We start from the raw sequence: 26713 nt of genomic DNA, 5'->3' as shown, positions 1-26713 counted from the left end.
CCTAAAATATTATAGATAAACTCTTTTGGGCCGCATATGCTATGTCTGCAAGCCCTTCAGGCAGGACACCCAAATATAGAACGCCAATGGCCGCAACAACCAGCACAAGCATGGACGGCAAGGCTACCGCACCAGCCGACACCTCTCTGGCTGGCTCTTTCATGTACAATATATATAATACCCTTAGATAGTAATATGCTCCGATCGCGCTAGTCAGTATGCCCAGGGCAGCCAATAAAAGATAACCATTTTTTATCACTGCGGAAAAGACATAAAACTTGGCGATAAATCCGGCCGTAGGCGGCAATCCAGCCATAGAGACCAAAAAAAGGGACATAAGAAAACTAAGACCTGGATATTTGTAGCCAAGCCCTCTATAATCTTCAAGCGTCTGCGCACCCCTTTCATTCCCGTCAATGATATACAACACACCAAAGGCACCTATATTCATCAAGGCATATGATAAAAGATAAAAAAGAACACCCATGCGGCCCTCGTCATTACCGGCAAGTATGCCAAGCGCCATATACCCGGCGTGGGCTATGGAAGAATAAGCAAGCATGCGCTTTAAATTTTGTTGGGAGACTGCAAGCAAATTGCCAAAAAACATAGTCAACAGCGAAAGCCACCACAGGACAGGCTTCCAATACAGCCCTAAGGCCGCAAGATTAATGGTAGAGCAAAGGGCTGGATTACCGCTGTCACTTAACATGGGGGTAAACCCAACAAAAAGCACCTTCATAAAGGCACCGAATGCGGCCGCCTTGACCATCGTCGCCATAAAACCTGTAACAGAGGCAGGACTGCCCTCATATACATCAGGTGTCCACATATGAAATGGCACCATAGCCATCTTAAAGAGGAGACCGGCCATAATCATGGCCAGTGCAACCAATACTTCCGGCCTATCAAAGAGATTATTAGAATTATTAGAAAGGATGACGGCAACATGAGTAAGGTTTACAAACCCTGTTATTCCATAGATCAATACCATTCCAAAGAGGAAAAAGGCTGACCCGAAACTTCCAAGCAGGAAATATTTCAGCGCCCCTTCTTGAGAAAGGGGGTCATCTTTTAAGAAGGCGGCAAGTACATATACCGCAATTGACATGATCTCAAGGGCTATAAACATCATTAAAAGGTCCACGGCTTGCACCATGGCAACTGCCCCATAGAGGGCAAATACAAGGAGGATAAAATACTCGCCCTTATAAAGCTTGTTGTTTTGCAAATAACCGATGCTTATCAACGTAGCCAACAACCCGGACGTCAAGACAACCGCTGTTACAAATACTGAAAATTTCTCCATGGAAAAGACGCCCATCAGGATGATGCTGGTCAAATGCCATTCTCTATAGACCACATGGCCAAGGGCGGCCGAAATCCCGATAGCGGACAGCCATCCCAGCCATGAGATACGCTTTTTGCCATCATTGTTGACAAGATATAAATCTATAAAAATCAACACTACACCAACAGCAAGGAGGATAATCTGGCCACCGGCTATCCGCCATAACTGCATTATACTAAAGACATGTTCCAATCCGTTCATATATTACTCCTGGGTCTCGAGGCCGGCCTCGATTTTCTTTGCTGGTAGGTTGAGATTATATGAATATGCAGGATCAACTTTTTGTTCTATCCTAACCTGGTCGATAAAACCACCCACAGAATTGTGTATCTTATCCAAGAAGAAGTTTGGATAGAGACCTATCCAGAAAATAAAGACTAGAAGCGGTACGAGATAGCTGAATTCCCTGATATTAAGATCGGGAAGTCTTAAATTTTTTGGATTTGTTACCTCTCCATAAAAGACCCTCTGTACCATCCAGAGCATGTAAACGGCACCCAGAATCACGCCCGATGCCGCAAGCACAGCAGCAAGCTTATTGACCTTAAACGTACCTAGCAGAATCAAAAATTCGCCTATAAATCCGTTAGTTGAGGGAAGTCCTATTGAAGAAAGGGTCACTATCAAAAAAATTGTACTGTAGATCGGCATAATCCTGGCAATGCCGCCATATTCAGAAATGAGCCTGGTATGGCGGCGTTCATATATTATTCCTACCAAGAGAAAGAGTGCCCCTGTAGAAAGCCCGTGATTTATCATCTGAAGAATGGAACCTTCAACCCCTTGCGGTGTCAAGACATACAGGCCCAGCATACAGTAACCGAGATGCGACACAGATGAATATGCAACCAACTTTTTGATATCTGGCTGCACCATGGCCACCAAGGCGCCGTAGATGATCCCAATAATAGACAAAACGACTATGAGAGGGGTAAAGAAGCTTGATCCATATGGGAAGAGAGGCATTGCAAATCTTAAAAAACCATATGTCCCCATCTTGAGAAGAATACCAGCAAGTATAACGGAACCGGCTGTTGGGGCCTCGACGTGGGCATCAGGTAACCATGTATGGAGCGGAAACATAGGCACCTTAATCGCAAAAGCCAGTGCAAAAGCGGCGAAGAAAAGGACTTCATATATCCAAGGAAGATGGGTGCCATATAATGACAAGAGGTTAAAGGTGACGTGTCCTGTAGCCTCTGCATGGAAATACACGAGCCCGATTATGCAGACAAGCATGAGAAGAGAACCAACCGCGGTAAATATAAAGAACTTTATGGCCGCATAAATCCTACGTTCGCCACCCCATACGCCGATTATTAAATACATTGGGATAAGCATGAGCTCCCAAAAGACATAAAAAAGGAAAAGATCAAGCGCAACGAAGGTGCCAAGCATGGCTGTCTCAAGGACAAGCATCGCTACCTGAAATTCCTTAACCCTGTTGTCTATCGCCTTCCATGTCGAAAGGATCGTAAGCGGTGTAAGAAATGTGGTGAGCAAAACAAGCCAGAAAGACAGACCATCCAGGCCGACAAAATAGTTTATCCCGTAGCTTGGAATCCATGGATATTGCTCAATAAATTGGAAACTGGCCTGTTTGGCGTCAAATCCTGCGAAGATCCTAAGCGATACCAGGAAAACCAATATTGAGGTAACAAAAGATATCCCCCTTATAACATCTTTTCCTTCGTCACTTTTTTGGGGAATAAAAAGGATCGGTATTACTCCCATTAGAGGCAGAAAAATTACATAAGTCAAAAGGTTATCCATAGGTCAATCCCTTGTTTCTTATTTTTGCTCAAACCAACCGAAGATGTCATCAACTCATCTTTAAAAAATACCAAAGCATGGCTACAAGTCCTATCAACATAAAGGCGGCATATGTCTGGAGTCCGCCATTCTGGATATTCCTGACGGCACTCGAACCACGTTGCACAAGCCATGCCTGACCATTTATACCAAGACCGTCTATTAAGAATACATCGACGATCTTCCACAAAAATACAGAAAGATAGTATACTGGACAGACAACCAAGAGATAATATATCTCATCAACATAATATTTGTTGTAAACAAGGTTGTAGTGAAGGCTGTAGGTCTTTGCCAGCTGCGCAGGTAGTTCTGGGAATTTTTTCATGTAGACGATGAATGCCCCTATTATACCGGCCGCAGCAATCAATACAGAGAGGGCCATAAGCGCCCATTCTGTTGAATGGGTATAATGCGGTGCAATGGTTGCGGATGCGATGATATGCTGGGAATGTTCAAAAACAGGATCAAGAAAATGTTCAAGCATATTAGGTATGCCACCGCCCAGGCTCTTCCCAATAAGGGGTGATATGCCCAGCCAGCCACCTGTTAGTGACAAAAAGGCCAGGATTATGAGTGGACCTGTCATAGAGTATGGTGACTCATGCAAATGGTGGGCCTGCTCCTTGGTACCTCGAAACTCGCCATGAAAGGTCATAAAAATAAGCCTAAACATATAGAAGGCAGTTATGCCTGCACCAAGCACGCCCATAAACCAGATAACCTTGCCGATTTGCGGAAAATAAGGGAAATTGAATGCCTTCCACAAGATCTCGTCTTTACTGAAAAAACCAGCAAACGGCGGTATCCCAGCGATGGCCAACGTAGCTATCAACATGGTTACATATGTAATCGGCATCTTTTTGGATAGACCGCCCATCTTTCTCATATCCTGTTCGCCACCCATAGCATGTATAACGGAGCCGGAACAAAGAAAGAGGCATGCCTTGAAAAAGGCATGGGTCATCAGGTGGAATATCCCGGCCCAATATGCAGTCACACCGACACCCATGAACATATAGCCAAGCTGGCTCACGGTCGAATAGGCCAGGACCTTTTTGATGTCATTTTGCATTATCCCGATAGTAGCCGCCATAAGCGCCGTAGTAGCAGCCACCAGCGCCACAACCAGAAGGGCGGTCGGCGCCAACGTATAAAGGATATTGGATCTCGCCACCATATAGACACCCGCCGTGACCATCGTAGCTGCATGTATCAAGGCCGAAACAGGTGTAGGGCCAGCCATTGCGTCAGGGAGCCAGACATAAAGTGGTATCTGTGCGGATTTTCCCGTAGCGCCGAGGAACATAAGAAGACATATGGCCACGACCACGGGATTATCAACAGCAAGTCTCCCACTCTCATAGAGGTGGAACGCTTTAGGAAAGACATCGAGATATGACAATGAACCGAAGGTGACAAACATCAAGAACATCCCAAGAATAAAACCAAAATCGCCTATCCTGTTCACAACAAAGGCCTTTTTGCCTGCATCGGCATTCTGATTCCCGCGATACCAGAAACCTATCAAGAGGTACGATGCAAGCCCTACCCCTTCCCAACCTACAAACATCACCACATAATTTGCACCAAGGACCAGCATGGCCATGAAGAAGACGAACATATTGAGATAAGAAAAATATCGCCAATACGATTCATCTTCATGCATATACCCGATGCTGTAGATGTGGATCAAGAAACCAACCCCTGTCACGACCAATATCATCACGCAGGAGAGCTGATCGACCATGAAAGAAAGGTCTATATGAAAATCACCGACAGATATCCAGCTCCAGAGGGTCTGAATAAGCTGCCTATGTTCGGGGAGTCTTGAGAAGACATCATTAGCAACAAGTAGGGAAACGAGAAAGGCAAGACCTACACTTGCGCAGCCGACATAAGAGACAAACGTCTTGCCCAGCCTTTTGCCAAACAGACCGTTTAAAACAAAACCCAATAGTGGAAAAAACGGTATCAGACAGATATATCCTTCCATGCAAAACTCCCTGTGCAGGCGGGGTCTTACCCCTTTAAGATATTAAATTTAGTTAAATCCACCGTTCTCATATGACGAAACAGAGAAATAAGCAACGCAAGGCCTACCGCCACCTCTGCGGCCGCTACTGTGTATATAAACAAGACCATTACCTGGCCGGACAGATCAGCCCTGAACCTAGAAAACGCCACGAGCATCAGGTTGACGGCGTTCAGCATGAGTTCAACCGACATAAAGACTATCAAGGCGTTCCGTCTCGTCACGAACCCAATTATTCCCAACCCAAACAAAATTGATGACAAGATTATATAGTGATTCAATGTAACTGTTTCCATGCGGCTCTCACCTACAATTTCTTTTTGGCGATATATATTGCCCCTATCAAGGCAACCAGAAGAAGGACCGACGCTACCTCAAAATGGAGTAAAAAATTGTTGAAAAAAAGATAGCCAAATTGCCCCGGATTACCAAAGCCCTCGGGCAGGGTTTGTTCGCCAACAAGGTCATATATGCCCTTCAGCCCGAGCCCGATGAGTATCATTGTACAAAAACTCAATATAGCTCCAAGTATCCGATAAGAGACATTGTGTTGTCTCTCGCCGAACCTTTCTCCAGGTGTCATAAGGAGCATTATGACGAATACAACAAGCACTAATATCGCCCCTGCATAGATCGTCACCTGGAAAATGGCCACCAATGGGGCGTTCAGGTGGAGATAAAGACTCGCCAGTGCGATAAAGACCGTAAGGAGCCCCAAAGCACTCGGCAGAGGATCTCGCGACGTTATCATAAAAATACCAGCGCCAGTCGCCATGACTGCAAAAATCCAAAAATATAGATCCATATCACTCACCACATACCTTAATATTAATAAAACCAAGATCCCTGGCGGCCTAAATCAAGCACCTTATTTAGGAGCAGTCGACACATTTCTTGGAACGGCCTTCTTCTTGGGCTTATTCGGCGATGTCGCTGCATTGCCTTTGGATTCGACGCCTCCGGCTGCCTTCTTCACAGCAGCATCAGGGACGGTCGGACCCGCTGCCTTTGGTTCCGCCGCAACAGCTGGCTTACGCGGTGACTTAAGCGTGCCTGACTCCTTGGCGCGCCTATAATTTTCAAGGAGCCTTTCCTTGGTAAGCAGGCATTCATCTTTTGTATAACGTGCAAGCTCGTACCCTTGACCAAGCACTATGGCGTTTTTAGGACAGGCCTCTTCACAAAACCCGCAAAAGATGCACCGCAGGAGATCTATATTAAAAGATGCGGAATACGTCTTCCCTGCATAATGACTCTGCAGGTCCTCAGGAACCTTGGCGTTCACTACAGTTATGCACTTTGCAGGGCACGTCTTTGCACATATCCCACAGCCGATACACTTTTCTCTTCCCTCTTCATCCAGTAGGAGCATATGTTCCCCCCGAAATACAGGGGATATCTCCCTCCTGTCCTCCGGATATTGCCATGTCGTAGGGACCGTATGCGGCCCAGGTCTGAATGATGCCCTAAAGTTAAAAACAAAATGCCTCCACGTAAGCACCATACCCTTTAGTATCTCAAGGAGATAGACACGCTCGCCCCAGGTATATCTCTTTTCCACAACTGGTTTGGCCATAAGATCTGCTCCTATTTCTTTTATATGGTAAGTTGAATGGCCAACGCCGTTATAAAGAGGTTTATAAGGGCCAAAGGTATCAATGCCTTCCACCCAAGGCCCATGACCTGATCATACCTAAATCTCGGCACAGTCCATCTGACCCATACAAACAACCAAAGAAAAAATGAAACCTTCAGGAAAAAGACGACAAATGAGGCAATGCCATAAGATATAGGTCCCAATAAGGCGGCCATATTTATATAAGGCAGATGCCATGCGCCGAAATAGAACGTCACCATAAGAGCTGAGAGGGTACAGAGATTTACGTATTCGCCAAAGAGGTATAGTCCTAGCCGCATGGAACCATATTCAGTATGGTAGCCAGCGACGATCTCGCTTTCCGCCTCTGGCAGGTCAAAAGGTACACGATTTGCTTCAGCATAGGCTGTCACCATAAAAATGATAAAACCCAAAGGTTGTTTGAATATCCCCCAGTTGGGCAAAAATCCGAGGAACGTACCTTGCTGAGCAAGTGCTATCTCCCTCAAGCTGAAGGTTCCATATACGAAAGTTATCGCAAGAAGTGCAAGGCCCCATGGAACCTCATAAGAAATAAGCTGTGCCGTCGACCTAAGACCGCCGAGTATGGAATATTTGTTACTTGACGCCCAACCGCCCACTATTATTCCGTAAACAGCCATTGCCCCCAAAGCGGCCACATACAGAAAACCAACACTAATATCAGACACCTGCAGGATTATTTCTTTTCCTCCGATGACAATCTTGTCTCCGAAGGGCACTACGGCGTAAGCCGAAAAGGCTGGCAAAGCAAAGAGAACAGGGCCGAGATTAAACAGTATCTTCCTCGCGTTCTCCGGCACTATGTCTTCCTTGGTAAAGAGTTTTATACCGTCCGCAAGTGGCTGAAACAGCCCAAACGGCCCCGCCCGGTTAGGTCCGAGGCGGTCCTGGATCATTGACGCCCCTCTGCGCTCAACCCAGGTCATAACCACTGCGATAAGGAGTACCCAGACCCAGATGAACACAACCTTTATCAAAGCTATCAACCAATCATCCATTGACAGATCTCCTCCCCCTTATCGATCCAACTCGCCTGCAATGACATTTAAACTACTTAGACAGGCTATAAGGTCGGCGATCATCTCGCCCTTAACCATCTCAGGGAACGCCTGATAGACCATATAGCAAGGCGGTCTGATCTTTATACGGTAAGGCTTATCAGAACCATCGCTTTTTATAAAGAAACCAAGCTCGCCGTTCGGCGATTCGATCGCCCTGTACACCTCACCTTCAGGGGGCTTTATAACCTTAGGCACCTTTGCCATAAGTGGGGCGTCAGGCGGGAGCTCTTTATACATCTTGTATGCCTGGTCAATAATCTTTATGGACTCTTCCATCTCCCTCATGCGCACCATATAGCGGTCAAAGACATCCCCATGCCTTCCTACTGGGATCTCAAAGGCAAACTTATCATACATATAATAAGGTTCGTCTTTTCTAAGGTCCCTTTTTACCCCGCAGGCCCTTAGACAAGGCCCTGTAAACCCCCAATTCAGGGCGTCCTCCGGAGAAAAGGCGGTAACCCCTATAGTTCTGTCCATCCAGATGCGGTTATGGGTAAGGAGCTTATCGGTTTCGTCTATCGCCTTTAAAAGATTAGGCCTCAACTCCTTCCATCTCTGTTCAAAGTCGTCAGGCAGATCCGCCTCGACCCCTCCTATACGACCGAATGTATTGGTAAGCCTAGCACCGTTATACCACTCAAATATTTCATATATCTCTTCGCGCTGGATAATCAGGTAAAAAAACGGCGTGAATGCACCGAGGTCAACGCCAAGGATGCCGACACAAACCTGGTGATCGGCTATCCTTGCAAGCTCCATCATTATAATGCGGATCAATTGGGCCTTTTCTGGTATCTCAATGCCAAGCAACTTCTCCACTGCTATCTCATATGCAACGTTATTACAAATGGCGGAACAGTAATTCAATCTATCAGTAAGTGGGATGAATTGATGATACGTAAGCGACTCGCCCATCTTTTCCACGCCGCGATGCAAATAGCCTATCTCAGGATCTGCCTTTATGACGGTCTCCCCGTCGGTCCAGGCTACAACCCTCAAAGTGCCGTGCATGGCCGGATGAGACGGCCCAATATTTATTTTGACATAATCACCAGTAGAATGGCCTGACAGAGAAGAATCTTGAAACACCTTTACCCTCCGTTTTTAAAAACACCAGCCTACGAACAAACCTTAACAAACCCAACCGCCCTTCTTCCTTTGAAGGAATTCAGGATTTATTCGTAAATTAGGCACCTTTCCTCCCCCATACCCTCAAGCGGATAATCTTTTCTAAGGGGGTGGGCCGGAAACTCATCCCACATCAGGAGTCTTCTAAGGTCAGGATGCCCCTTAAAGCGTATACCATACATATCAAACACCTCCCGCTCCGGCCATGTGGCCGCCTTCCATATGGAGGTTACACTATCGATCACTGGATCATCTTCAGCTATCCGCGCCTTAACCCGCAGACGCCTGTTTGTCTTTAATGACAACAGAAGGTAGATCACATCAAAACGTGGCGGCGAAGGCATGTCATTCTCAGAAGGCGTCTCTGGGCCCTCATCGCCTGGTTTTTTAGAGGCGGTCTTTTTCTTATAAATCTCAGAATTATCCACACCAAAGAGGTCGCTCAAAAAATCGAAACCAAGTCCAGGGTCATCCTTAAGGCGGCGGAGGGCGTCTATTATGTGTGACTTTGGTACCTCCACGCTCAAATCCCCACGAAATTCATCGATGGCCACAGCTAATGGCCCAAGACACCCCCTGATCATGTCTTTAAGCTCCATTGTCGACCCCCAGCTTCAATTGATCAAACTGCTTCCTGAGAGGATGGTCCTTTTCGATCTTTTCCATAACCTTAATAAGGGCGTACAAAAGACCTTCGGGTCTGGGTGGGCAGCCTGGCACATAGACGTCAACCGGGATGACCTTATCTATGCCTTGGAGCGTGGAATAGGTCCTGAAGACGCCTCCGCTGCATGCACAAGCCCCCATTGCTATCACCCACTTCGGTTCAGCCATCTGGTCATATATCCTTTTTAATATCGGGACCATCTTTTTAGTGATCGTCCCTGCCTCTATAAGGACATCCGCCTGGCGGGGTGAAAAACTTGGACGTTCTGCACCGAATCTTGCCATATCATAACCTGAGGCTAGCGCGCACATCATCTCAATACCGCAACAGGCGGTGCCGTAAGGAAGCGGCCACGGCGACCTCTTGCGACCCCAATTAATCAGATCTTCAAGCTTGGTAAGTATCCACCCAGAACCGCTGTATGCCTGTAGCCCCATTGGATTCTCCCTCTTATTCCCATTCCACCGCACGTTTCTTTATGGCATAAAAAAGACCCGCCAACAAAACTGCGACAAATATGAAGACCTCAAAAAAAACACCCCAGCCATATTGAGCCAGGGCGCGATATCTAACGGCCAAGGGATATATAAGGACTGTCTCTAGATCAAATACGAGAAACAGCACTGCCACTAGATAATATTTGACATCATAACGCTTGATTGCCGGATCGAGAAGCGGGACGCCGCATTCATATGTGCTTCTTTTATTTGGAGTTGGACGCAACGGACCAAGCGCTGCAGAGATGGCAAGCATCGCCGCGATGGCCAATAAAGACATACCCAGATACATGACTATGGTCTCAAACCCACTCATCATGCCACCCCCTTTGTTGCAACAAAAGACCGCAATCATGAATTGCTGTTCATGATTGCACCCAAATTCACCAGATATGCTATTTCAATGGATCATAGATTTAGATTCTTTTATTTCTTTCTGTATAAAATGTCAAGCAAGAAAAAACGATCCAAATCATCCTTACGATTGCACCAAAAATCACATACATCAATATAACACTCTCGCCAAGATGTCAAGGCAAAAATGAACTGTCACTCATTTTTATAATGAGGATATGCACAGGACTTATTTTTAAGAGGCGATAACTAGGAGTAAAGGCGATAAAGGGACCTGCCCAAGACAGTCAAAGGCGCGACCTAATCCCTGTCTGACAGGTCTCTGTGCATGTATCCAGAAACCGCCTTACTTATAGAAGCGAACACCATTTGGAATGTTTCTTCAAAAGAAGAAGGGCCTACACGTCCACATTCAATAAATTTGACCATGATCTCCTTTGAGGCTTTTAATATCAATTCCGCCTCTCGAGACCTCGAATCATCGACGGCCGTGCGTTTATTTAAAGGATCGATCATAGTGGCGACAGCTCAAAGTGGTATGCAAGGACTAAAAAATGAATTCAATTATAACGCCCCTGCCGCACAAGAAGGCCAATAATCATACGACAGAGGCGTGTTTCTTGGGGAAAACCCCTTCAGGGCCATCCCTAATGCCTGAATTGTGGAGCTGAGCGGGATCGAACCGCTGACCTCTTGAATGCCATTCAAGCGCTCTCCCAGCTGAGCTACAGCCCCTTGAACAAAAAAGCTAATAACACACCGGATTTTGCACGTCAAGGAGGGATGGTATACGAAGTCTATTGACTTTGAAATTTCCGGCATGATATGAAGAATAAAAGGATAAACTGCGGATGGCTGCGATACCAAACGATATCCCCTTGAGGGACCGTCTTATCTTTGCCCTAGATGTCGACACGCCGGAAGAGGCAAGGTCATGGGTAAAACTCGTTGAAGGGCAGGTCGGATTTTACAAAATAGGCCTGGAACTTTTCCTTGCCGGCGGATTTGACATGGTGGAATGGATAGCAGCCAGGGGTCACAAGATATTTCTGGATCTAAAATTTTTCGATGTCCCGCGAACGGTTGCGCGGGCCGTAAGACAGCTTCAGGGCAGAGGCATAGAATTTACGACTGTACACGGCGATTCCTCGATAGTAAAAGCGGCGGTGGATGCGGCAGCCTGTGCCAGGGAAGGGCCCAAGGTCCTTGCCGTCACGGTGCTGACGAGCCTCTCAGACGAAGACATGCTGGAATTCGGTTTTAAAGGGGCGCTCGATGAGCTAGTCTATAAACGTGCAAAATCCGCCTTATCGCTCGGCTGCGACGGCGTCGTGGCATCAGGCCTTGAAGCCGCTATGCTAAGAAAACGGCTTGGGTGGAATTTCCTCATCGTGACCCCTGGGATAAGGCCTGAAAATTCTACGAGAGACGATCAGAGACGCGTCGTCACTGCAAAATACGCCATGGCAAACGGGGCGGACCACATAGTCATCGGAAGGCCGATCAGGGATGCAAAAGACCCTGAAAAGACGGTCCTGATGATGCAAGACGACATACAGAAGGGACTTGCAAGCAGGGTGCAACGCCTAATAAAACAAAACCTTGCGGGCACTGAGACAGAAAGGCAAGAGAGGGACCATGCTTGAGAAACTGTTTTCTCCACAGGCCATCGCCCTTATAGGCGCATCGGCTCACCCAGGCAAACTGGGCCATGAGATACTTAAAAATCTCGTAGCAAGCGGTTTCAAAGGCCCCATCTATCCAATCAACCCTAAAGCCGAGTCAGTCCTCGGCATCGAAAGCCACCCCGACATCAGGGCCGTCAAAGAGCCGATAGACCTTGCGATAATAGCCATACCAGCAGATTTTGTGCTCGACGCCCTCAGGGCCTGCGGCGAATGCAGGGTCGGCGCGGCGGTCGTAATATCGGCAGGCTTCAGAGAGACAGGCCATGAAGGGCTCCTTCGGGAGATTGAAATGGCAAATATCGCAAAAGAACACCATATGATGATCCTTGGTCCAAACTGTCTCGGCGTCATAGACACCATAACGCCCATGAACGCATCCTTCGCTGCATCCATGCCCCTTAAGGGAGAGGCGGCATTCATGTCCCAGTCGGGCGCCCTATGCACGTCAATAATAGACATATCTCTTTCCGCAGGTCTTGGATTTTCGAGGTTTGTTAGCCTGGGGAACAAGGCGCACCTTAATGAACTGGATTTTATGGAGGCATGGATAGATGACCCCCATGTCAAGATAGTGATGGGATATCTCGAAGGCATCACCGACGGGGCAAGGTTTATGGAGCTAAGCCGGCGCCTTACGAAAAAAAAACCATTTGTCGCTATAAAATCGGGGTCGACTGGCGCTGGATCGCGTGCGGTAAGCTCACACACAGGGACTCTTGCAGGGAGCGAAAAGGCCTATGAGGCGGCATTCAGGCAATCGGGCATCATCAGGGCCGAGTCTATCACAGACCTCTTTGACTTTTCCGCCTCCCTGGTTATACAGCCGCTACCCTCAGGGGATCGGATAGCCGTAGTGACCAATGCCGGCGGTCCTGGAATAATGGCAGCGGATGCCATCGAACGTGCAGGCCTAAGACTCGCTCGCCTGAGCAGAGATGTGATGGACGCCCTCTCCATGGCACTCCCGCCCGCGGCAAGCGTCTTGAACCCGGTTGACGTCCTTGGGGATGCCTTGGCTGAACGCTACAGAACAGCACTCGAACTAGTTACAAAAGACCCTGGAGTCGATGCACTGATCGTCATATTGACCCCTCAGATTATGACCCAGGCCGATGAAACGGCAAGGGTGGTGGTCGAGATGGCAAAGGTCGCAAAAAAAACCGTCATAGCCTGTTTCATCGGGGACAAAAACCTTAAAACTGCCCAAAAGATCCTTGAGGAAGGCAATATCCCAAACTTCATCACGCCTGAAAGGGCCGTAGCTGTCTTGAAGGTAATGTGGGACCAAAAGAGATGGAAAGACACACCTATTCACATCCCGAAACAGGCAACCCTTGACCGCGACAGGATACGCGCTGTTATAGAAAAGGCAAAAAATGAAGGCAGGGCCGAACTGGGCGAGGCTGAGGGAAGGGAGATCGTCTCAGCATGCGGACTTCAAATACCTACATCCAGGCTCTGCAAAAATCCGCAGGAGGCTGTAGAATCCGCTGAAGAGATAGGCTATCCGGTGGTCATGAAGATAGCCTCCCCCGACATACTCCATAAGACAGATATTGGCGGCGTGCGTCTTGATATAAAAGACGCCAGGGAGGTGCGCGATGCATTTGACCTTATCACGCTCCGGGCCCAGCGTTATATGCCTGACGCCGAAATATGGGGATGCCTCGTCCAGAAACAGATAAAAGGAGATGCCGAGGTCATAATCGGCATGAACCGAGATCCGCAGTTCGGACCCCTTGTGATGTTCGGACTCGGGGGTATATATGTTGAGATTCTAAAGGACATCTCATTTCGTATAGCCCCATTCTCAAAAGAAGAGGCCCTTGAGATGATCTCTGAGATACGTTCGGCAGGGCTCCTTTACGGCGCCCGCGGGACAAGACGTCTCGATATCGACGCGATAGCCGAAACACTCCTCAAGGTCTCGGGGCTCGTGACGGAGTTCCCCGAGATAGTCGAGATGGATATAAATCCGCTCGTAGTCTTCGAAGAAGGATGGGGCGTGATGGGGCTAGACGTAAGGTTCGTATTGAAGAACTGACAAGGCTGGAGGATGTCATGACAAAAAGCATATATGTAACCTCTACCCAGAACTTTTCCGGTAAAAGCGCCTTATGCGCCGGACTTATCAACAGATTTCAAAAAAAGGGGCTGAAAACCGGCTATATGAAGCCTCTCAGCACCAATCCCAAGATTGTGGATGGAAAGGCCATAGACGAAGACGCCGCCTTTATAAAAACAACTTTCAAGCTTGCTGACCCAATTGAGGCCATGTCCCCTACCATATTGAACAACCGCGTAATCGAAGATGTCCTTAAGGGTATGACGATTGACTTCCCTGCAGCCGTAAACGCCGCCTTTAATATTATAGCCGACGGAAAAGACATAGTTATACTTGAAGGCGGGGCCAGCCTCAGGGAAGGATGGTTCGTAAACCTGGCCCCGGTACAGACAGGACCCTCGCTCAGTGCAAGGTCCCTGGTGGTAGTGCCGTTTGAAACAGAGATGCAGGTGCTGGATGACCTGATAACGGCGCAGATCCGCCTTGGAGATTCCATGGTTGGCGCCGTAATCAATCGGGTCAACGTCTCAAAGATCGAGACTGTCCATGGACTCATAAGGCCCTATCTTGAAAAAAGAGGTATAGCCGTGCTCGGTGTGCTGCCTAAAGAGAAACTTTTGACGGCTGCAAGCGTAGAAGAATTTCTTGAAGGACTTGGAGGTGATGTACTCTGTGCAAAAAAAAGGCTAGACGAACTGGTTGAGAATATAATGATAGGAGCGATGAGCTTTGAAAGCGCCCTTCGGTTTTTCCGCAGAAAACGGAACAAGGCGGTAATAACCGGTGGAGACAGGCCGGATATACAGCTTGCAGCGCTTGAAACCTCCACGAAATGCCTCATACTTACTGGTGGACTTCGTCCAAGTCCGATGATCATAGGAAAGGCCGAAGAGGCTGGGGTGCCTGTTATACTTACAAATCTGGACACCATGGGGGCAATAGAGGTCATTGAAAACTTCTTCGGAAAAAGCCATTTTCATCAACCCAAAAAGCTTTCGCACTTGGACGGCCTTCTTAAAGAACGCATGGATTTCATGCGACTGGATTCCCTGCTAGGTATAAAATGACATGAAACGTACTAAACTTTATACTTCAAGCACAACCTTCTTTATCTCCATCTTCTGCTGGATGGCCAGCATACAAAACGCATTTGCCCTACGGTCGTTTGTCTTGACGCCCGACAGCACCATCTATGGGACGACAAGATGGGTCAAGATAAACAAAGGAGACACGCTGCTCGACATCGCGAGGGAGTTCGACCTGGGTTACAATCAGATTACATCGGCAAACCCGGGGATAGACCCATGGATACCGCCAAAAGACAGGCTAGTACTGATCCCATGGGCATTCGTCCTGCCGCAGGATAGGATAAGCTCAGGCATAGTAGTGAACCTGGCTGAGATGCGCCTTTACTACTTCTTCTCGAACGGCGGCCACGATTACTTTATTACCGCCCCAGTGGGCATAGGACAGGAAGGATTCCTTACAGAACTCGGCGTTTATACAATAAAGAGCAAGACCCCGAACCCCACATGGGTCGTGCCCGCCTCCATCAGGGCCATGGAACCCAACCTCCCGCCTGAGGTCCCACCTGGGCCTGACAACCCGCTTGGCGACTATATCTTCCGCCTCTCCCGTCTGGAATACGGGATACACGGGACAAATAAGCCTTTCGGGGTGGGCAGGCGTGTAAGTCATGGATGTATCCGCATGTATCCTGAAGACATAGCCGCCCTCTACCCGATTGTGCCGCAAGGAACGATGGTGAGGGTCACCTATGAACCCATCAAAGTAGGCTGGGGGAATGGCAAATGTTGGGTGCAGGTCTTCGATGACTTTGACAACAAAATAGCAGACCCGTTAAAAGAGGCCATGAAAAGGCTTCTGCAGTGTGAAACAGCCATGGGTCCGCTTGAAATAGACTTCGCGGCCCTCGATAAGGCCTTGAAAGAAAAAAGTGGTGTACCCATGGCTGTCGCCAGTCCAAAAAATGGACAGTAACCCTCAAATGACTACTTCTTGAGGGACTTCTCGAAGATGCGCTCGGTCTTCTTTGCCACCGCCTCTGCGCGTTCCGCCGCATCGGTTGCCTTGTTGGCAGCCGCATCAGCCCTCTTCGCAGCCTCTTCGGCGCTGGATGCAGCGCTTTCAAGACGAGCCCCCATCGCCTCGAGCTGTTTATCTATCGCCTCAGCCCTGGCTGCGGCGGCCTTCGCTTCCTCGGCGGACTGCTTTGAGCTCTCCAAAAGGGCCTTGTCTTCCTTATTTAGGGAAGCCGCACAACCACCAAGCCCGGCAAGGTATGGCAGGGCAACCAAGACAAACATCCCTGACAACATCCGATTCATCGCATTCTTCTTCTGCATTTCAGTTTCCTCCTTTTCTATCTCAATAGTTATATGATATTAGAAAAATTTTTTAAAAGTCAAGCGATGCGCCTTTTTTTTATCTTCACGCTCATAAACATCTTTGTGCCAAGATATGCGTTTGCCTCAACCTGTCTAGTAATAGACAAGGCGCGGAAGACGTTGACCGTCCTGAAAGACAAAAGACCTGCGGTAAAGGTGCATGTGTCTCTTGGCATAGACCCTGATTCCGACAAATACAAGGTTAACGACGCCGCCACGCCGGAAGGCCTCTACTTCATCACATACAAAAAACCAAAAAGCCGCTTCCATCGTTTCCTGGGCATATCATATCCAAATCTTATCAACGCTATAAGGGCATTGATGGGAGGGGTCATCTCCCCTGAGGAATACAAAAAAATATACACGGCGATCAAAAAATCAGAGGCTGTCCCCTGCGATACCGGACTTGGCTGCGGGATCGGTATTCACGGCGGCGGTATCTATAGATTGTTTGACGGCGTACCGGAGGCTGATTGGACAGAAGGATGTGTTGCATTAAATGACAAAGATATAGACCAGATCTTCCCATTGGTCAGACCGAACGACACGGTCATAATCCTCAACAGCCGCCGTAACCTCTATGGCGTTATACGCCCATTCGCCTCCATAATTGAGACGGATAAAAGCGGATTTCCTGTATGCCCGGACGGTGTATGTACATTCGAGACAGGCCTTAAGACATCCATGGGGCGGATGTTGATAAAAATCAAAGAGGGCAGGGACGGCAACCGCTCGCTCAAGGTCATGGTTTTCGACGAAAACGGCAAGGGGCCCGAAAATGAGCCCATTTTGGTCCTGACCGACCAGAACGCAGACGGACGGATCGGCCCAGGCGACACCGCAACAGGCCCCCTTGCACAAGGCAAAGACCCTCAGGCCATATATGACCTTATAAGGAAGGTGGTCATTGATGCCCTTCATAAAGGGGATATCATAAGGCATTATTGACGAGATGGACGAACAAAAATGGAATAAAAAAATTAAGAGAAAGGGGACTAAAAAGTTAAAAAATGAAGACTCAGATCCAATACGCCCGCGAAGGGGTCATCACAAAAGAAATAAAAGCCGTTTCGAATGACGAGGGGATGGACGCCAAGGACGTGAGAAGCCGCGTGGCCTCAGGTGCAATTGTGATATTGAACAGCCGTACAAGGGACCAACGTGTGGTCGGGATAGGCAAGGGCCTGAGGACCAAGATAAACGCCTCCATCGGGACGTCTTCCGACATCGTTGACATCGAGATGGAGGTAAAAAAGGCAAGGGCGGCAGAGGAAGAGGGTGCGGACACCTTGATGGATTTATCGACAGGCGGGGACTTGGACGAGATACGAAAAAAGATCATCGATGCAACCACCCTCCCAGTGGGGAGCGTCCCACTCTATCAGGCCTTTTGCGAGGCCTCAAGGAGACGCAAAAATCCAAACAGGCTTGACCCGGAGGAGCTCTTCGACCTTATCGAAAGACAGCTTGCCGACGGCATCTCGTTTATGGCCATTCACTGCGGCATAAACCGCTTTTCCATAGAACGCCTCAGAAGACAGGGTTACCGCTACGGCGGCCTTGTGTCGAAAGGCGGGACGTTTATGGTCTCATGGATGGAACATAACAACAAGGAAAATCCATTATATGAACAGTTTGACCGCGTGGTTGAACTCATGAAACGCTACGATGCGGTCCTCTCACTTGGAAACGGAATGCGGGCGGGCGCTATCCACGACAGCCATGACCGCGCCCAGATGGCAGAGATGATCATAAACTGCGAACTTGCTGAAATAGCGAGAGAAATGGGATGCCAGGTGATGATCGAAGGGCCCGGACACGTCCCGCTCGATGAGATAGAGGCAAATATTCTTCTAGAAAAGCGTATGAGCGATGGCGCGCCTTATTATGTGCTTGGGCCGCTTCCAGCGGACAGCGGTGCTGGCTACGACCACATAACCGCCGCGATAGGTGCTGCAAGCTCGGCAAGATACGGTGCAGACCTCATCTGCTACATCACGCCTGCCGAACACCTGGCCCTCCCGAACGAAGACGACGTCCGAGAGGGTGTGCGCGCAACCCGCCTTGCGGCCCATATAGGAGATTTGGCCAAATATCCGGGGAGACGCGACCTTGAAAAAAGAGTGGCCATCTTAAGACGCGACACCAGATGGGACGAGCAGATGGATCTCCTCATGTTCCCTCAAAGGGCAAAAGAGATAAGGGACAGCCGCTCTCCGAGGAATAAGAAGACGTGTACCATGTGCGGGGATTTTTGCGCGATGGAGCGCGGAAGCCTCTTGTTTAAAAAAGACATCAAGGGAGACAAATCTATTTAAATACTTTTAAACAAGTACATTCTAAGACTAAGAAAGGTTATTTCTCTTAAACCATGTCTCCAGAAATGAAACTGCCTCGTCTGTGGAACCCACAATGCCCTCAAGCCTAGCCTCCTCAACGGCATCCAGTGCCCTGCCGATCAACGGCCCTGGCCTGAGATCGAAATGGGCAATGACGTCATGGCCAGTAAGAAGACGTTTTTTTTGTCTCAGCTGGGCCAGGCGCCCGACATAAAATTCATGAACCCTCTCCCAGAGTATGGAGAGCTCAAAATCAAGTTCCGGCGGCTTCAGCGGCCCACAACCTGCGATGCTATCCGCCATTGCAAGTAAAAAGAGCGCCGGGTAATCGGCCTCTATCTCCATGACAAGGCGCCTCATGGCCCGAAGGGATGGCCCACCCCTCCTCAAGTCGCCCAAGAGATGGAATGGCCTCATGTGAAGACCAACAAGGCGTACCGCAAAATCGGTGTCGCGCCTCGGCCATTTGAGACGCCGCCCTATCCCCATTATCAATGCAGCCCCTGTCTCATCATGATGATAAAATGTGACCCTGCCATTTTTTTTGCCCCTGCACACAGGCTTTCCAACGTCATGGAAAAGGGCGGCCCACTTGAGGCACACTACCTTTTCCTGATTTTGAACCACCCAATCGGTCAAGGCGCTGCAAGACGTGAATTTGACACACGGGTCCATAATGAGCTCCTCGACCGCCCTTAATGTCTCGAGACTATGGCCCAAGACATCAAGGTGGTGAAAACCGGGCTGGTCAACACCCTCCATCGCCTTGAGCTCCGGGAAGAGCAAAAACAACAGACCGCCTTGTGCCATTTCAGCAAAAACGCCGGCCGCCCTGCCTGTGGTCATGATAAGCCTGAGTTCATAGCTGATCCGTTCAGAGGAAACAGACAAAAGTCCATCCCTCGCCTGATCTATCCACTTCACCGTATCAGATTCCAGCTCAAAACCCAATTGGGCCTGGAAACGATAGGCCCTGAGTACTCGCAATGGATCATCTTGGAGGTTTTTAAGGGATATCGCCTTTATTCTACCATTCTCAAGGTCGTAAAGACCGCCGGTCGGGTCGATGATCAGAGAAGTATCCAGCCTTGCCGAGGGTTGGGCTACGCTGTCCAAGAGACAAAGGACCTTGTCAAGCGATACAGCCATGGCATTTATAGTAAAATCCCTCTCTTTCAGGTCTTCACAAATGGTGGCGGCGCCATGTCTAAACTGACTGAAATCAAGGACAAGGCCCGAAAACACCACCCTCGCAACCCCCTCTTCCGCATCAAGGGGCACAAATGCCCCGCCTGTAAACCCTGCAAAGCTAGATGCCGTTTTAAGGGCGTCCCTCGGAACTACAAGATCGATATCGGCGCATCTGCGGCCTAACAGCCAATCCCTTACGGGACCGCCTGCAACATAGACCTCATAGGTCTGCGATACGGCTCGGAGTTCATCCAATATCAATGACATATCAGGTATGATTTCATTCATATAAACACCCATGGATCAAAGACATATCAGGTCTAGGTCTCTATGCGACCAACCTTGTTAGTAATGATAAATATTCTTGCTACGGACATCCTTTACATGAACCAGGCTAAGACCATCCATGGCCTCTTGCGACATGTCAATCCCTACAGGACCCTGCAGGATATGGAATGGATATCTACATACATGGATAATCAAACAAACAACCTGCCGCAAAAAATCTTCATAAAGTTGTCATTATCGCATCGTGAAGTCGAGCCCTGAACCGCCTCATCTCCTCTTGTTTCGCCTCGGCATGGTGCGGAAACGTCCTGTTTGAAAGGAAGACAACAATAACCCCTTGGTCGAGATCCATCCAGAAGGACGTACCTGTAAATCCCAGGTGCCCAACGCTATTTTTTGAAAAAAAACGACCTGACGTAGAACCATAAACGGAGGGCGTATCGAAACCAAGACCCCAGGTGCCACAACATGGGGTAAAGGCCTTGCGGACAAGCCCACTCGTAAATCCAGGGACGATCGACTCTCCCTTATAGAGTGAGAGCAGTCTAGAAAGCATGGCCTTGATACAGGATGCAGTCCCGAAAAGACCAGCATGGCCAGCAATTCCGCCCAGCGCCCATGCGTTCTGATCATTTACCTCGCCCCAGAGCACCCTTTTCCTCAGACCGCAAAAACCGGCAGATGGGGCGAAATCATGTAGAGGCATTAAGTCCTCACCGGAAAACCAGAGCTGCCTTGCATCAAATGGCATAAAGACCAGGCGGTGGACCGCCTCGTTTAGCGGCATAGCCATTATGTCTTCCACTATAAAACCCAAAAGCATAAATCCAAGATCACTGTAGATTGGCCTCTTGACGCACTCTAAGGGTTCGCTAAGGATCATATCCAGCAACGCACCTCTTCTCTCTTCAAGAGGCAGGGTTACCAGGCGGTTATAGTACGGCCTGTGAGCAGGGAGCCCGGACGAGTGGGAAAGCAGCATGGATACCGTGATCGACCTTTTATCATCCGGGACTGACGGCAACAGATCATCAAGACTGGAATCGAGTCTCATCCTCCCTTCTGTCACCAGGGCAAGTACGGCCAAGGCTGTAGCCAAGGGCTTAGTAAGAGAGGCAAGGTCATAAACGGTATCTACTGTCACTCTTGCAACCCATGGCGCATATGCGAGCCTCCCAAATGCCAAATCCAGATCAAGTCCTCCGTAACGTATGGAAAGGGTGCAGCCAGGGAAGAGACCGTCTTCAATAGCCTCTTCTATAAAGGCTCCTGCAAGACCGATAGATTTGTGCGGTTTCATGATATTCATGCTTGATTAACCTGCATCAAGGGCTTATTTTCATAATTTATGAAGATACTTGTCTATCCACATGAGATTCTAAGGCAAAAAGCCCTTCCTGTTAAGTCGATAGACGGCGATATCGTCTCAATCATAGACGAGATGTTCAAGACCATGTACGAGGCCAAGGGTATCGGCCTTGCCGCCAATCAGGTCGGGATCTTGAAAGAGCTCATCGTTATCGACATAACCCAGCCGGAACAACCCAAGAAACCTATTGTGTTGATAAACCCGATAATAATAGAGGCTGACGGAGAGGCTACAGATGTCGAGGGATGTTTAAGCCTCCCGGATTATTCTGAAAAGGTGAAGCGGGCGGAAAGGATACTCGTCACAGGATATGACAGGGATGAAAAGGAAATAAGGCTCGAGGCTGACGGTCTGCTGGCCAGGTGTATTCAACACGAAATCGACCACCTTAATGGTGTCTGTTTCATTGATCGTTTGAGCCCTTTAAAAAGGGCCCTGTTCCGCAAAAAGTGGTCTAAAACAAGGCCCAAGGAATAAGGCAATGGACAGAGACAAGATATTTCGAATCGTCTTTATGGGCACCCCTGACTTTGCCTTGCCGTCATTAAGGGCGCTTCTGGATAGCAAAGATGAGGTAACGGCGGTAGTGACCCAGCCTGACAGGCCCAGGGGAAGAGGCAAAAGACCTCTTCCCAGCCCTGTAAAGGAGGAGGCGTTGCTCTCCGAGATCCCGGTGATCCAGCCCGAAAAGGCGGATGATCCGAGATTTATCAAGGCCCTCAGAGACCTCTCACCCGATCTGTTGGTTACTGCGGCATTCGGCCAGATACTACCAAAACAGGTCCTTGACATCCCGAGCATCATGTCAATCAATGTCCATGGCTCGCTCTTGCCTAAATTTCGAGGGGCGGCGCCAATCCAATGGGCCATTTTAAAGGGCGAGAAGGAAACCGGCGTCACCATTATGCAGATGGACATAGGAATGGACACCGGCCCCATTCTCTTAGCCGAAGCAGTAACAATCGAGGAGGACGAGACCTACGGCAGACTCTACAGGCGCCTTGCAGAACTTGGCGCCAGGCTCCTCCTCAAGGCTATTCGAGGCCTCAAGGAAGGGGCGATCACACCTTTCCCCCAGCCGAAAAGTGAGATAAGCTATGCGCCGCCTTTAGGGTCGGGGATAGCATGGATCGACTGGGCCAAACCCGCCGAAGAGCTCCATTGCCTGATCAGGGCCCTTGATCCGCGGCCTGGGGCATATACCATCTTCAGAGGGAAAAGACTCAAACTTTTCAGCCCCATAATAATAAAAAGGCATACGACTGTCACGCCAGGAACGGTGCTTGAGTCCGGCGAAAACGGCCTGTTGATCGCCACCGGCAGGGATTCGCTCCTTGTACAGGAACTCTTTTTGGCTGGCAAAAGACGTCTCGGCGCCAAAGAATTCCTGAAGGGGACAAAAATTACAGATGGGATCGTCCTTGGATCTTGACAGGACACATCTTAAAAAGACAGCTGGACCGCCTCTTCCGTCCGTAAGGATGCTTGCAGCAAGGTTCCTGCTAAGGTGGGAAAATTTTTATAAAAATCGCCCACCATTAAACGAACTGGCCGAAGAGACCCTGAAACACCATGAGCCGCTAGACCCAAGGGACAGGGCACTCTTTTACGAACTCATATTTGGAACGGTAAGAAACCTTATTTTGCTTGACTGGATCATAGATTCAAGAGTAAACAACGGCTGCATCCTCTCCCCTTTAACAAGGTCACATCTTCGCATAGGGGCATATCAAATACTTTTTTTAGATAAAATCCCCGACTTTGCAGTGGTAAACGAGGCGGTAGAGGCCATCAAGGCCACAAAAGACAACAGGGCTGCAGGGCTGGTAAACGCCGTCTTAAGGCGTTTGACAAAGGCAAGGAATGGCGGCGACATGACCGTTTACAACGCTGGAGGTCTTGATCCGATCAAAAGGCTGTCCTTGGAGACGTCCCATCCCATGTGGATGCTGAATAGATGGATCAGAAGATACGGCCTTGATAAGACAAAGATACGATGCCTCTGGAACAATCAAAGGGCCCCCTTGACACTCAGGGTCAACCGGCGCCGGGCCCGACGAGGCGAGGTCATTTCCCTTATGAGCAAAGCCGGGCTTGAGGCGAGACCTGGCAGATATTGCCCTGACGCATTGGTGGTACATGGCTTCAGTGGTGCACCCACCACACTCCCGGGCTGGAATGACGGCCTCTTTTTAGTACAGGACGAGGCAGCCCAGCTCGTCACTCTGCTTCTTGATCCGACGCCTAATGAAAGGATCCTTGATCTCTGCGCTGGCGCGGGCGGAAAGACTATTCACATAGCTGACATCATATCAGACGTCGGGCTGATCCATGCATTTGATCCAAATAAAAAAAGGCTTGCAAGACTTGTTGAAGTCAGGGATCGGCTGGAATTAAAGTCCATCGAGATAGTCCAGACAAAACAAGGGCTTTTAAAAAACTATGACCGCATTCTCATCGACGCCCCATGTTCTGGCTTTGGGGTTATAAGGCGCCGCCCCGACATAAAATGGAACCGGACCGAGGCCTTGATCCAGATCCTTTCGAGAACGCAGCTTGAACTACTCAAAGAGGCCTCGGAGCGGGTCAGGCCTGGAGGAAGGCTGGTCTATGCCGTCTGCACCACTGAACCTGACGAAACGACTGGTGTGATTGAGGCGTTTTTGAAAACAAGACCTGATTTTAGACTCATAACATGTCGTAACTGCCTGCCAGACCGGGCAAAAATGCTGGCAGATAAAGCCGGTTTTTTAGAAATCAAGCCCAAAGAGGATGGACCTGATCTATTCTTCGCCGCTGTGCTTGAAGCGCCTTGTTAAGCCCAGGCCCTTTCCATGGCCTGCATAAAACCCTTCCGTGAGCGCTCAATCACCCTGTCATCAACACAAAAGGCCAAACGAAAATGGCCAGGGCATCCAAAACCCGAACCAGGTACGGCCAAAATGAGCTCGTTTTTCAAGAGATCAACAAATCTTAAATCGTCTTCAATGGGTGAACGAGGAAAGAAATAAAACGCCCCTTTCGGCATAATATACTCGTAACCTGCCTCGGTAAGTATACTGGCCATAAGATCCCTGCGCCTTTCATATATCCCGACATCCACCGTATCTTCCAGACACATGGCTACGGCCCGCTGCATCAATGCCGGGGCATTTACAAAACCCAATATACGGTTTGCCAGGATCAAGGCCCCCAAGACAACCTCTCGCCCTGGCATTTGAGGATGGACTAGGACATAGCCGATCCTTTCTCCTGGTATGGAGAGGTCTTTAGAAAAAGACGTGACTGCAAGACCTGCCTCGTAATATTTAAGGATGGGCGGTGCAATAACGCCGTCAAAGGTCAATCTCCGGTATGGTTCATCCGAGATGAGAAATATGGTCCTGTCAAAAGAGGCGCCTGCATCCTTTAAAAGCCCGGCCAAGGCCGCTATCTCACCCTCGCCGTAGACCGCACCTGTCGGATTGTTGGGGGAATTTATCAGCACGGCCCTGGTTTTTGGACCGATAGCCTTCTCAATGGCCGAAATATCAAGGGAAAAATCCCTTTTTGTATCCACTGGCACGAGCGTGCCACCATGATTGTCGACATAAAAGTAATATTCGACAAAAAATGGGCTTGGGGTTATAACCTCGTCGCCAGGATCCAGCATGGCCTTAAAAATGATATTGAGCCCGCCTGCGGCACCACAGGTCATGATGACATCATCGGATGAGGGCCTAACACCATGGGCCTCGCCTACAGACGCAGCCACCTTCTCTCGCACATCAAAGAGTCCAGCATTAGGCATATAACCATGTACGCCAGGCATTCGATCCCTCGATACGCTCTCAAGCGCCTCGCGGAAACGATCGGGTGGGTTCAGATCGGGGTTCCCAAGCGTAAAATCACAAACATTTTCCGTACCGTATCTTGCCTTCAGTCTCGAACCCTCCTCAAACATCTTCCTTATCCACGATGCCCTGCCCATGAAGTCAAGCATTCTGCTGGCTATAACACCCGCCTCTCGCATCTTCTCATTTTCCTCAAATAAAGGTATTATCAATGCTCTTACTAAAGAAATGCCGCTTCGTAAAGACCAAATCTAACGGAGATGCTCTATGGGAATCATGATCGCGCCTTCCATCCTGTCCGCTGACTTCAGCCGCCTAGGAGATGAGATAAGGGCCGTAGAAGAGGCAGGAGCTGACGCCATCCATGTGGACGTAATGGACGGCCGCTTCGTCCCCAATCTGACCATAGGGCCTATGGTCGTTGAGGCCATCCGTCCCGTCACAGGACTTCCGCTCGATGTCCACCTCATGATCGAGGCCCCAGACAGATACATAGACGCCTTCGCAAAGGCAGGGGCATCCTGGATCACTGTACACGTCGAGGCATGTACACACCTGCACAGGACCATCCAAAAGATAAAAGACCTCGGGATCAAGGCCGGGGCCGTGCTGAATCCAGCCACGCCGCCCTCTACCCTTGAATACTGTCTGGATGAACTCGACCTCATACTAGTCATGAGCGTAAACCCCGGCTTCGGCGGGCAGCGTTTTATACCATCGGCATTGAGGAAGACCGAGGCATTGAGGCAGATGTTGGCTGATAAGGGTCTTTCGGTCGCAATAGAGGTAGACGGCGGGATAAACTGCGATACCATATTTGACGCAGCGCGTGCCGGTGCCGAAATATTTGTTGCAGGATCCGCAATTTTCGGCACAAAAAACTACACAAAGGCCATAGAAGAACTCAAATCCCTTGGGGATAAGGGAAAAGGCGCCTGATAAATTAAAAGACCAAAAATAAAGAAGGGGGCAAGGCCCCCTTCTT

25 protein-coding genes and 1 tRNA gene are annotated in these 26713 nt (G+C 49.1%); 10 read left to right on the top strand and 16 right to left on the bottom strand.

Features of this window, described 5'->3' with window-relative positions:
• Position 1: 1 nt before the first annotated feature.
• The 12 genes from LGS26_RS04090 to LGS26_RS04035 all read right to left on the bottom strand — a co-directional run bounded on the left by LGS26_RS04090 (position 2) and on the right by LGS26_RS04035 (position 11282).
• Complete coding sequence (locus LGS26_RS04090) at positions 2–1552, bottom strand: NADH-quinone oxidoreductase subunit N (protein WP_237889410.1); 1551 nt, start codon at positions 1550–1552, stop codon at positions 2–4.
• Between the two features lie 3 nt (positions 1553–1555).
• The gene (locus LGS26_RS04085; RefSeq protein WP_237889408.1) at positions 1556–3124 is read right to left on the bottom strand and encodes an NADH-quinone oxidoreductase subunit M; all 1569 of its coding nucleotides are present in this window, start codon (positions 3122–3124) and stop codon (positions 1556–1558) included.
• Positions 3125–3173: 49 nt separating this feature from the next.
• On the bottom strand, positions 3174–5159 hold the full coding sequence (gene nuoL / locus LGS26_RS04080) for an NADH-quinone oxidoreductase subunit L (protein ID WP_237889406.1): 1986 nt from the start codon (positions 5157–5159) through the stop codon (positions 3174–3176).
• 26 nt (positions 5160–5185) lie between these two features.
• Complete coding sequence (gene nuoK / locus LGS26_RS04075) at positions 5186–5494, bottom strand: NADH-quinone oxidoreductase subunit NuoK (RefSeq protein ID WP_237889404.1); 309 nt, start codon at positions 5492–5494, stop codon at positions 5186–5188.
• Between the two features lie 11 nt (positions 5495–5505).
• Positions 5506–5949, bottom strand: a complete 444-nt coding sequence (locus LGS26_RS04070) for an NADH-quinone oxidoreductase subunit J family protein (protein ID WP_237889402.1) — start codon at positions 5947–5949, stop codon at positions 5506–5508.
• Between the two features lie 117 nt (positions 5950–6066).
• On the bottom strand, positions 6067–6774 hold the full coding sequence (locus LGS26_RS04065) for a NuoI/complex I 23 kDa subunit family protein (protein ID WP_237889400.1): 708 nt from the start codon (positions 6772–6774) through the stop codon (positions 6067–6069).
• Positions 6775–6794: 20 nt separating this feature from the next.
• Positions 6795–7835 (bottom strand): NADH-quinone oxidoreductase subunit NuoH, encoded by a 1041-nt coding sequence (gene nuoH, locus LGS26_RS04060; protein WP_237889398.1) that lies wholly within the window; start codon positions 7833–7835, stop codon positions 6795–6797.
• 18 nt (positions 7836–7853) lie between these two features.
• A complete protein-coding gene (locus LGS26_RS04055) occupies positions 7854–8990 on the bottom strand; it encodes an NADH-quinone oxidoreductase subunit D (RefSeq protein WP_237889396.1) in 1137 nt (378 codons plus the stop codon).
• Positions 8991–9076: 86 nt separating this feature from the next.
• A complete protein-coding gene (locus tag LGS26_RS04050; protein WP_237889394.1) occupies positions 9077–9628 on the bottom strand; it encodes an NADH-quinone oxidoreductase subunit C in 552 nt (183 codons plus the stop codon).
• Complete coding sequence (locus LGS26_RS04045; protein ID WP_237889392.1) at positions 9618–10133, bottom strand: NADH-quinone oxidoreductase subunit B; 516 nt, start codon at positions 10131–10133, stop codon at positions 9618–9620. The genes LGS26_RS04050 and LGS26_RS04045 overlap by 11 nt, the downstream gene beginning before the upstream one ends.
• A 13-nt stretch (positions 10134–10146) precedes the next feature.
• Positions 10147–10512, bottom strand: coding sequence for an NADH-quinone oxidoreductase subunit A (locus tag LGS26_RS04040; protein WP_237889390.1), 366 nt, complete (start codon positions 10510–10512; stop codon positions 10147–10149).
• Positions 10513–11209: 697 nt separating this feature from the next.
• Positions 11210–11282: transfer RNA gene (locus tag LGS26_RS04035), tRNA-Ala, on the bottom strand.
• Positions 11283–11398: 116 nt separating this feature from the next.
• On the opposite strand from LGS26_RS04035, the gene pyrF reads away from it, so the two are divergent.
• From pyrF to LGS26_RS04015, 4 genes are read left to right on the top strand one after another with little or no spacing between them, the layout of a single operon-like run.
• Positions 11399–12193, top strand: coding sequence for an orotidine-5'-phosphate decarboxylase (gene pyrF, locus LGS26_RS04030; protein ID WP_237889388.1), 795 nt, complete (start codon positions 11399–11401; stop codon positions 12191–12193).
• Positions 12186–14279, top strand: coding sequence for an acetate--CoA ligase family protein (locus LGS26_RS04025; protein ID WP_237889386.1), 2094 nt, complete (start codon positions 12186–12188; stop codon positions 14277–14279). The genes pyrF and LGS26_RS04025 overlap by 8 nt, the downstream gene beginning before the upstream one ends.
• Before the next feature lie 17 nt (positions 14280–14296).
• Positions 14297–15367 (top strand): phosphotransacetylase family protein, encoded by a 1071-nt coding sequence (locus LGS26_RS04020; protein ID WP_237889384.1) that lies wholly within the window; start codon positions 14297–14299, stop codon positions 15365–15367.
• A 1-nt stretch (position 15368) separates the two neighbouring features.
• The gene (locus LGS26_RS04015; protein WP_237889382.1) at positions 15369–16301 is read left to right on the top strand and encodes a L,D-transpeptidase family protein; all 933 of its coding nucleotides are present in this window, start codon (positions 15369–15371) and stop codon (positions 16299–16301) included.
• Positions 16302–16312: 11 nt separating this feature from the next.
• On the opposite strand, the gene LGS26_RS04010 is transcribed toward LGS26_RS04015, so the two are convergent.
• A complete protein-coding gene (locus LGS26_RS04010; protein WP_237889380.1) occupies positions 16313–16666 on the bottom strand; it encodes an alanine-zipper protein in 354 nt (117 codons plus the stop codon).
• A 66-nt stretch (positions 16667–16732) separates the two neighbouring features.
• Between LGS26_RS04010 and LGS26_RS04005 the strand changes: the two genes are divergently transcribed.
• A complete protein-coding gene (locus LGS26_RS04005) occupies positions 16733–17656 on the top strand; it encodes a L,D-transpeptidase family protein (protein ID WP_237889378.1) in 924 nt (307 codons plus the stop codon).
• Between the two features lie 62 nt (positions 17657–17718).
• Positions 17719–19026: a phosphomethylpyrimidine synthase ThiC gene (gene thiC / locus LGS26_RS04000; protein WP_237889376.1), complete on the top strand. Its 1308-nt coding sequence runs from the start codon at positions 17719–17721 to the stop codon at positions 19024–19026.
• Positions 19027–19053: 27 nt separating this feature from the next.
• Here thiC and LGS26_RS03995 read toward each other — a convergent pair whose 3' ends face one another.
• Positions 19054–20526, bottom strand: coding sequence for a CCA tRNA nucleotidyltransferase (locus tag LGS26_RS03995; protein WP_237889374.1), 1473 nt, complete (start codon positions 20524–20526; stop codon positions 19054–19056).
• Between the two features lie 220 nt (positions 20527–20746).
• Complete coding sequence (locus tag LGS26_RS03990) at positions 20747–21826, bottom strand: serine hydrolase domain-containing protein (RefSeq protein ID WP_237889372.1); 1080 nt, start codon at positions 21824–21826, stop codon at positions 20747–20749.
• 48 nt (positions 21827–21874) lie between these two features.
• Here LGS26_RS03990 and def point away from each other — a divergent pair, with 48 nt between their 5' ends.
• The 3 genes from def to rsmB are packed head-to-tail and all read left to right on the top strand — an operon-like array spanning position 21875 to position 24714.
• A complete protein-coding gene (gene def, locus LGS26_RS03985) occupies positions 21875–22372 on the top strand; it encodes a peptide deformylase (protein ID WP_237889370.1) in 498 nt (165 codons plus the stop codon).
• A 4-nt stretch (positions 22373–22376) separates the two neighbouring features.
• On the top strand, positions 22377–23327 hold the full coding sequence (fmt, locus tag LGS26_RS03980) for a methionyl-tRNA formyltransferase (protein WP_237889368.1): 951 nt from the start codon (positions 22377–22379) through the stop codon (positions 23325–23327).
• Positions 23305–24714 carry a 16S rRNA (cytosine(967)-C(5))-methyltransferase RsmB gene (gene rsmB, locus LGS26_RS03975; RefSeq protein ID WP_237889366.1) on the top strand — a complete coding sequence of 470 codons (1410 nt, stop codon included), beginning with the start codon at positions 23305–23307 and terminating at the stop codon, positions 24712–24714. The genes fmt and rsmB overlap by 23 nt, the downstream gene beginning before the upstream one ends.
• On the opposite strand, the gene LGS26_RS03970 is transcribed toward rsmB, so the two are convergent.
• A complete protein-coding gene (locus LGS26_RS03970; RefSeq protein ID WP_237889364.1) occupies positions 24711–25907 on the bottom strand; it encodes a pyridoxal phosphate-dependent aminotransferase in 1197 nt (398 codons plus the stop codon). The genes rsmB and LGS26_RS03970 overlap by 4 nt on opposite strands.
• An 88-nt stretch (positions 25908–25995) precedes the next feature.
• On the opposite strand from LGS26_RS03970, the gene rpe reads away from it, so the two are divergent.
• Positions 25996–26667, top strand: a complete 672-nt coding sequence (gene rpe / locus LGS26_RS03965; RefSeq protein WP_237889362.1) for a ribulose-phosphate 3-epimerase — start codon at positions 25996–25998, stop codon at positions 26665–26667.
• Positions 26668–26713 lie beyond the last annotated feature (46 nt).

This window comes from Dissulfurimicrobium hydrothermale, assembly GCF_022026155.1.
Lineage (GTDB): Bacteria > Desulfobacterota > Dissulfuribacteria > Dissulfuribacterales > Sh68 > Dissulfurimicrobium > Dissulfurimicrobium hydrothermale.
Note: the sequence above shows the minus strand (reverse complement) of the source record. Positions and strands in the feature narration are given on the sequence as shown.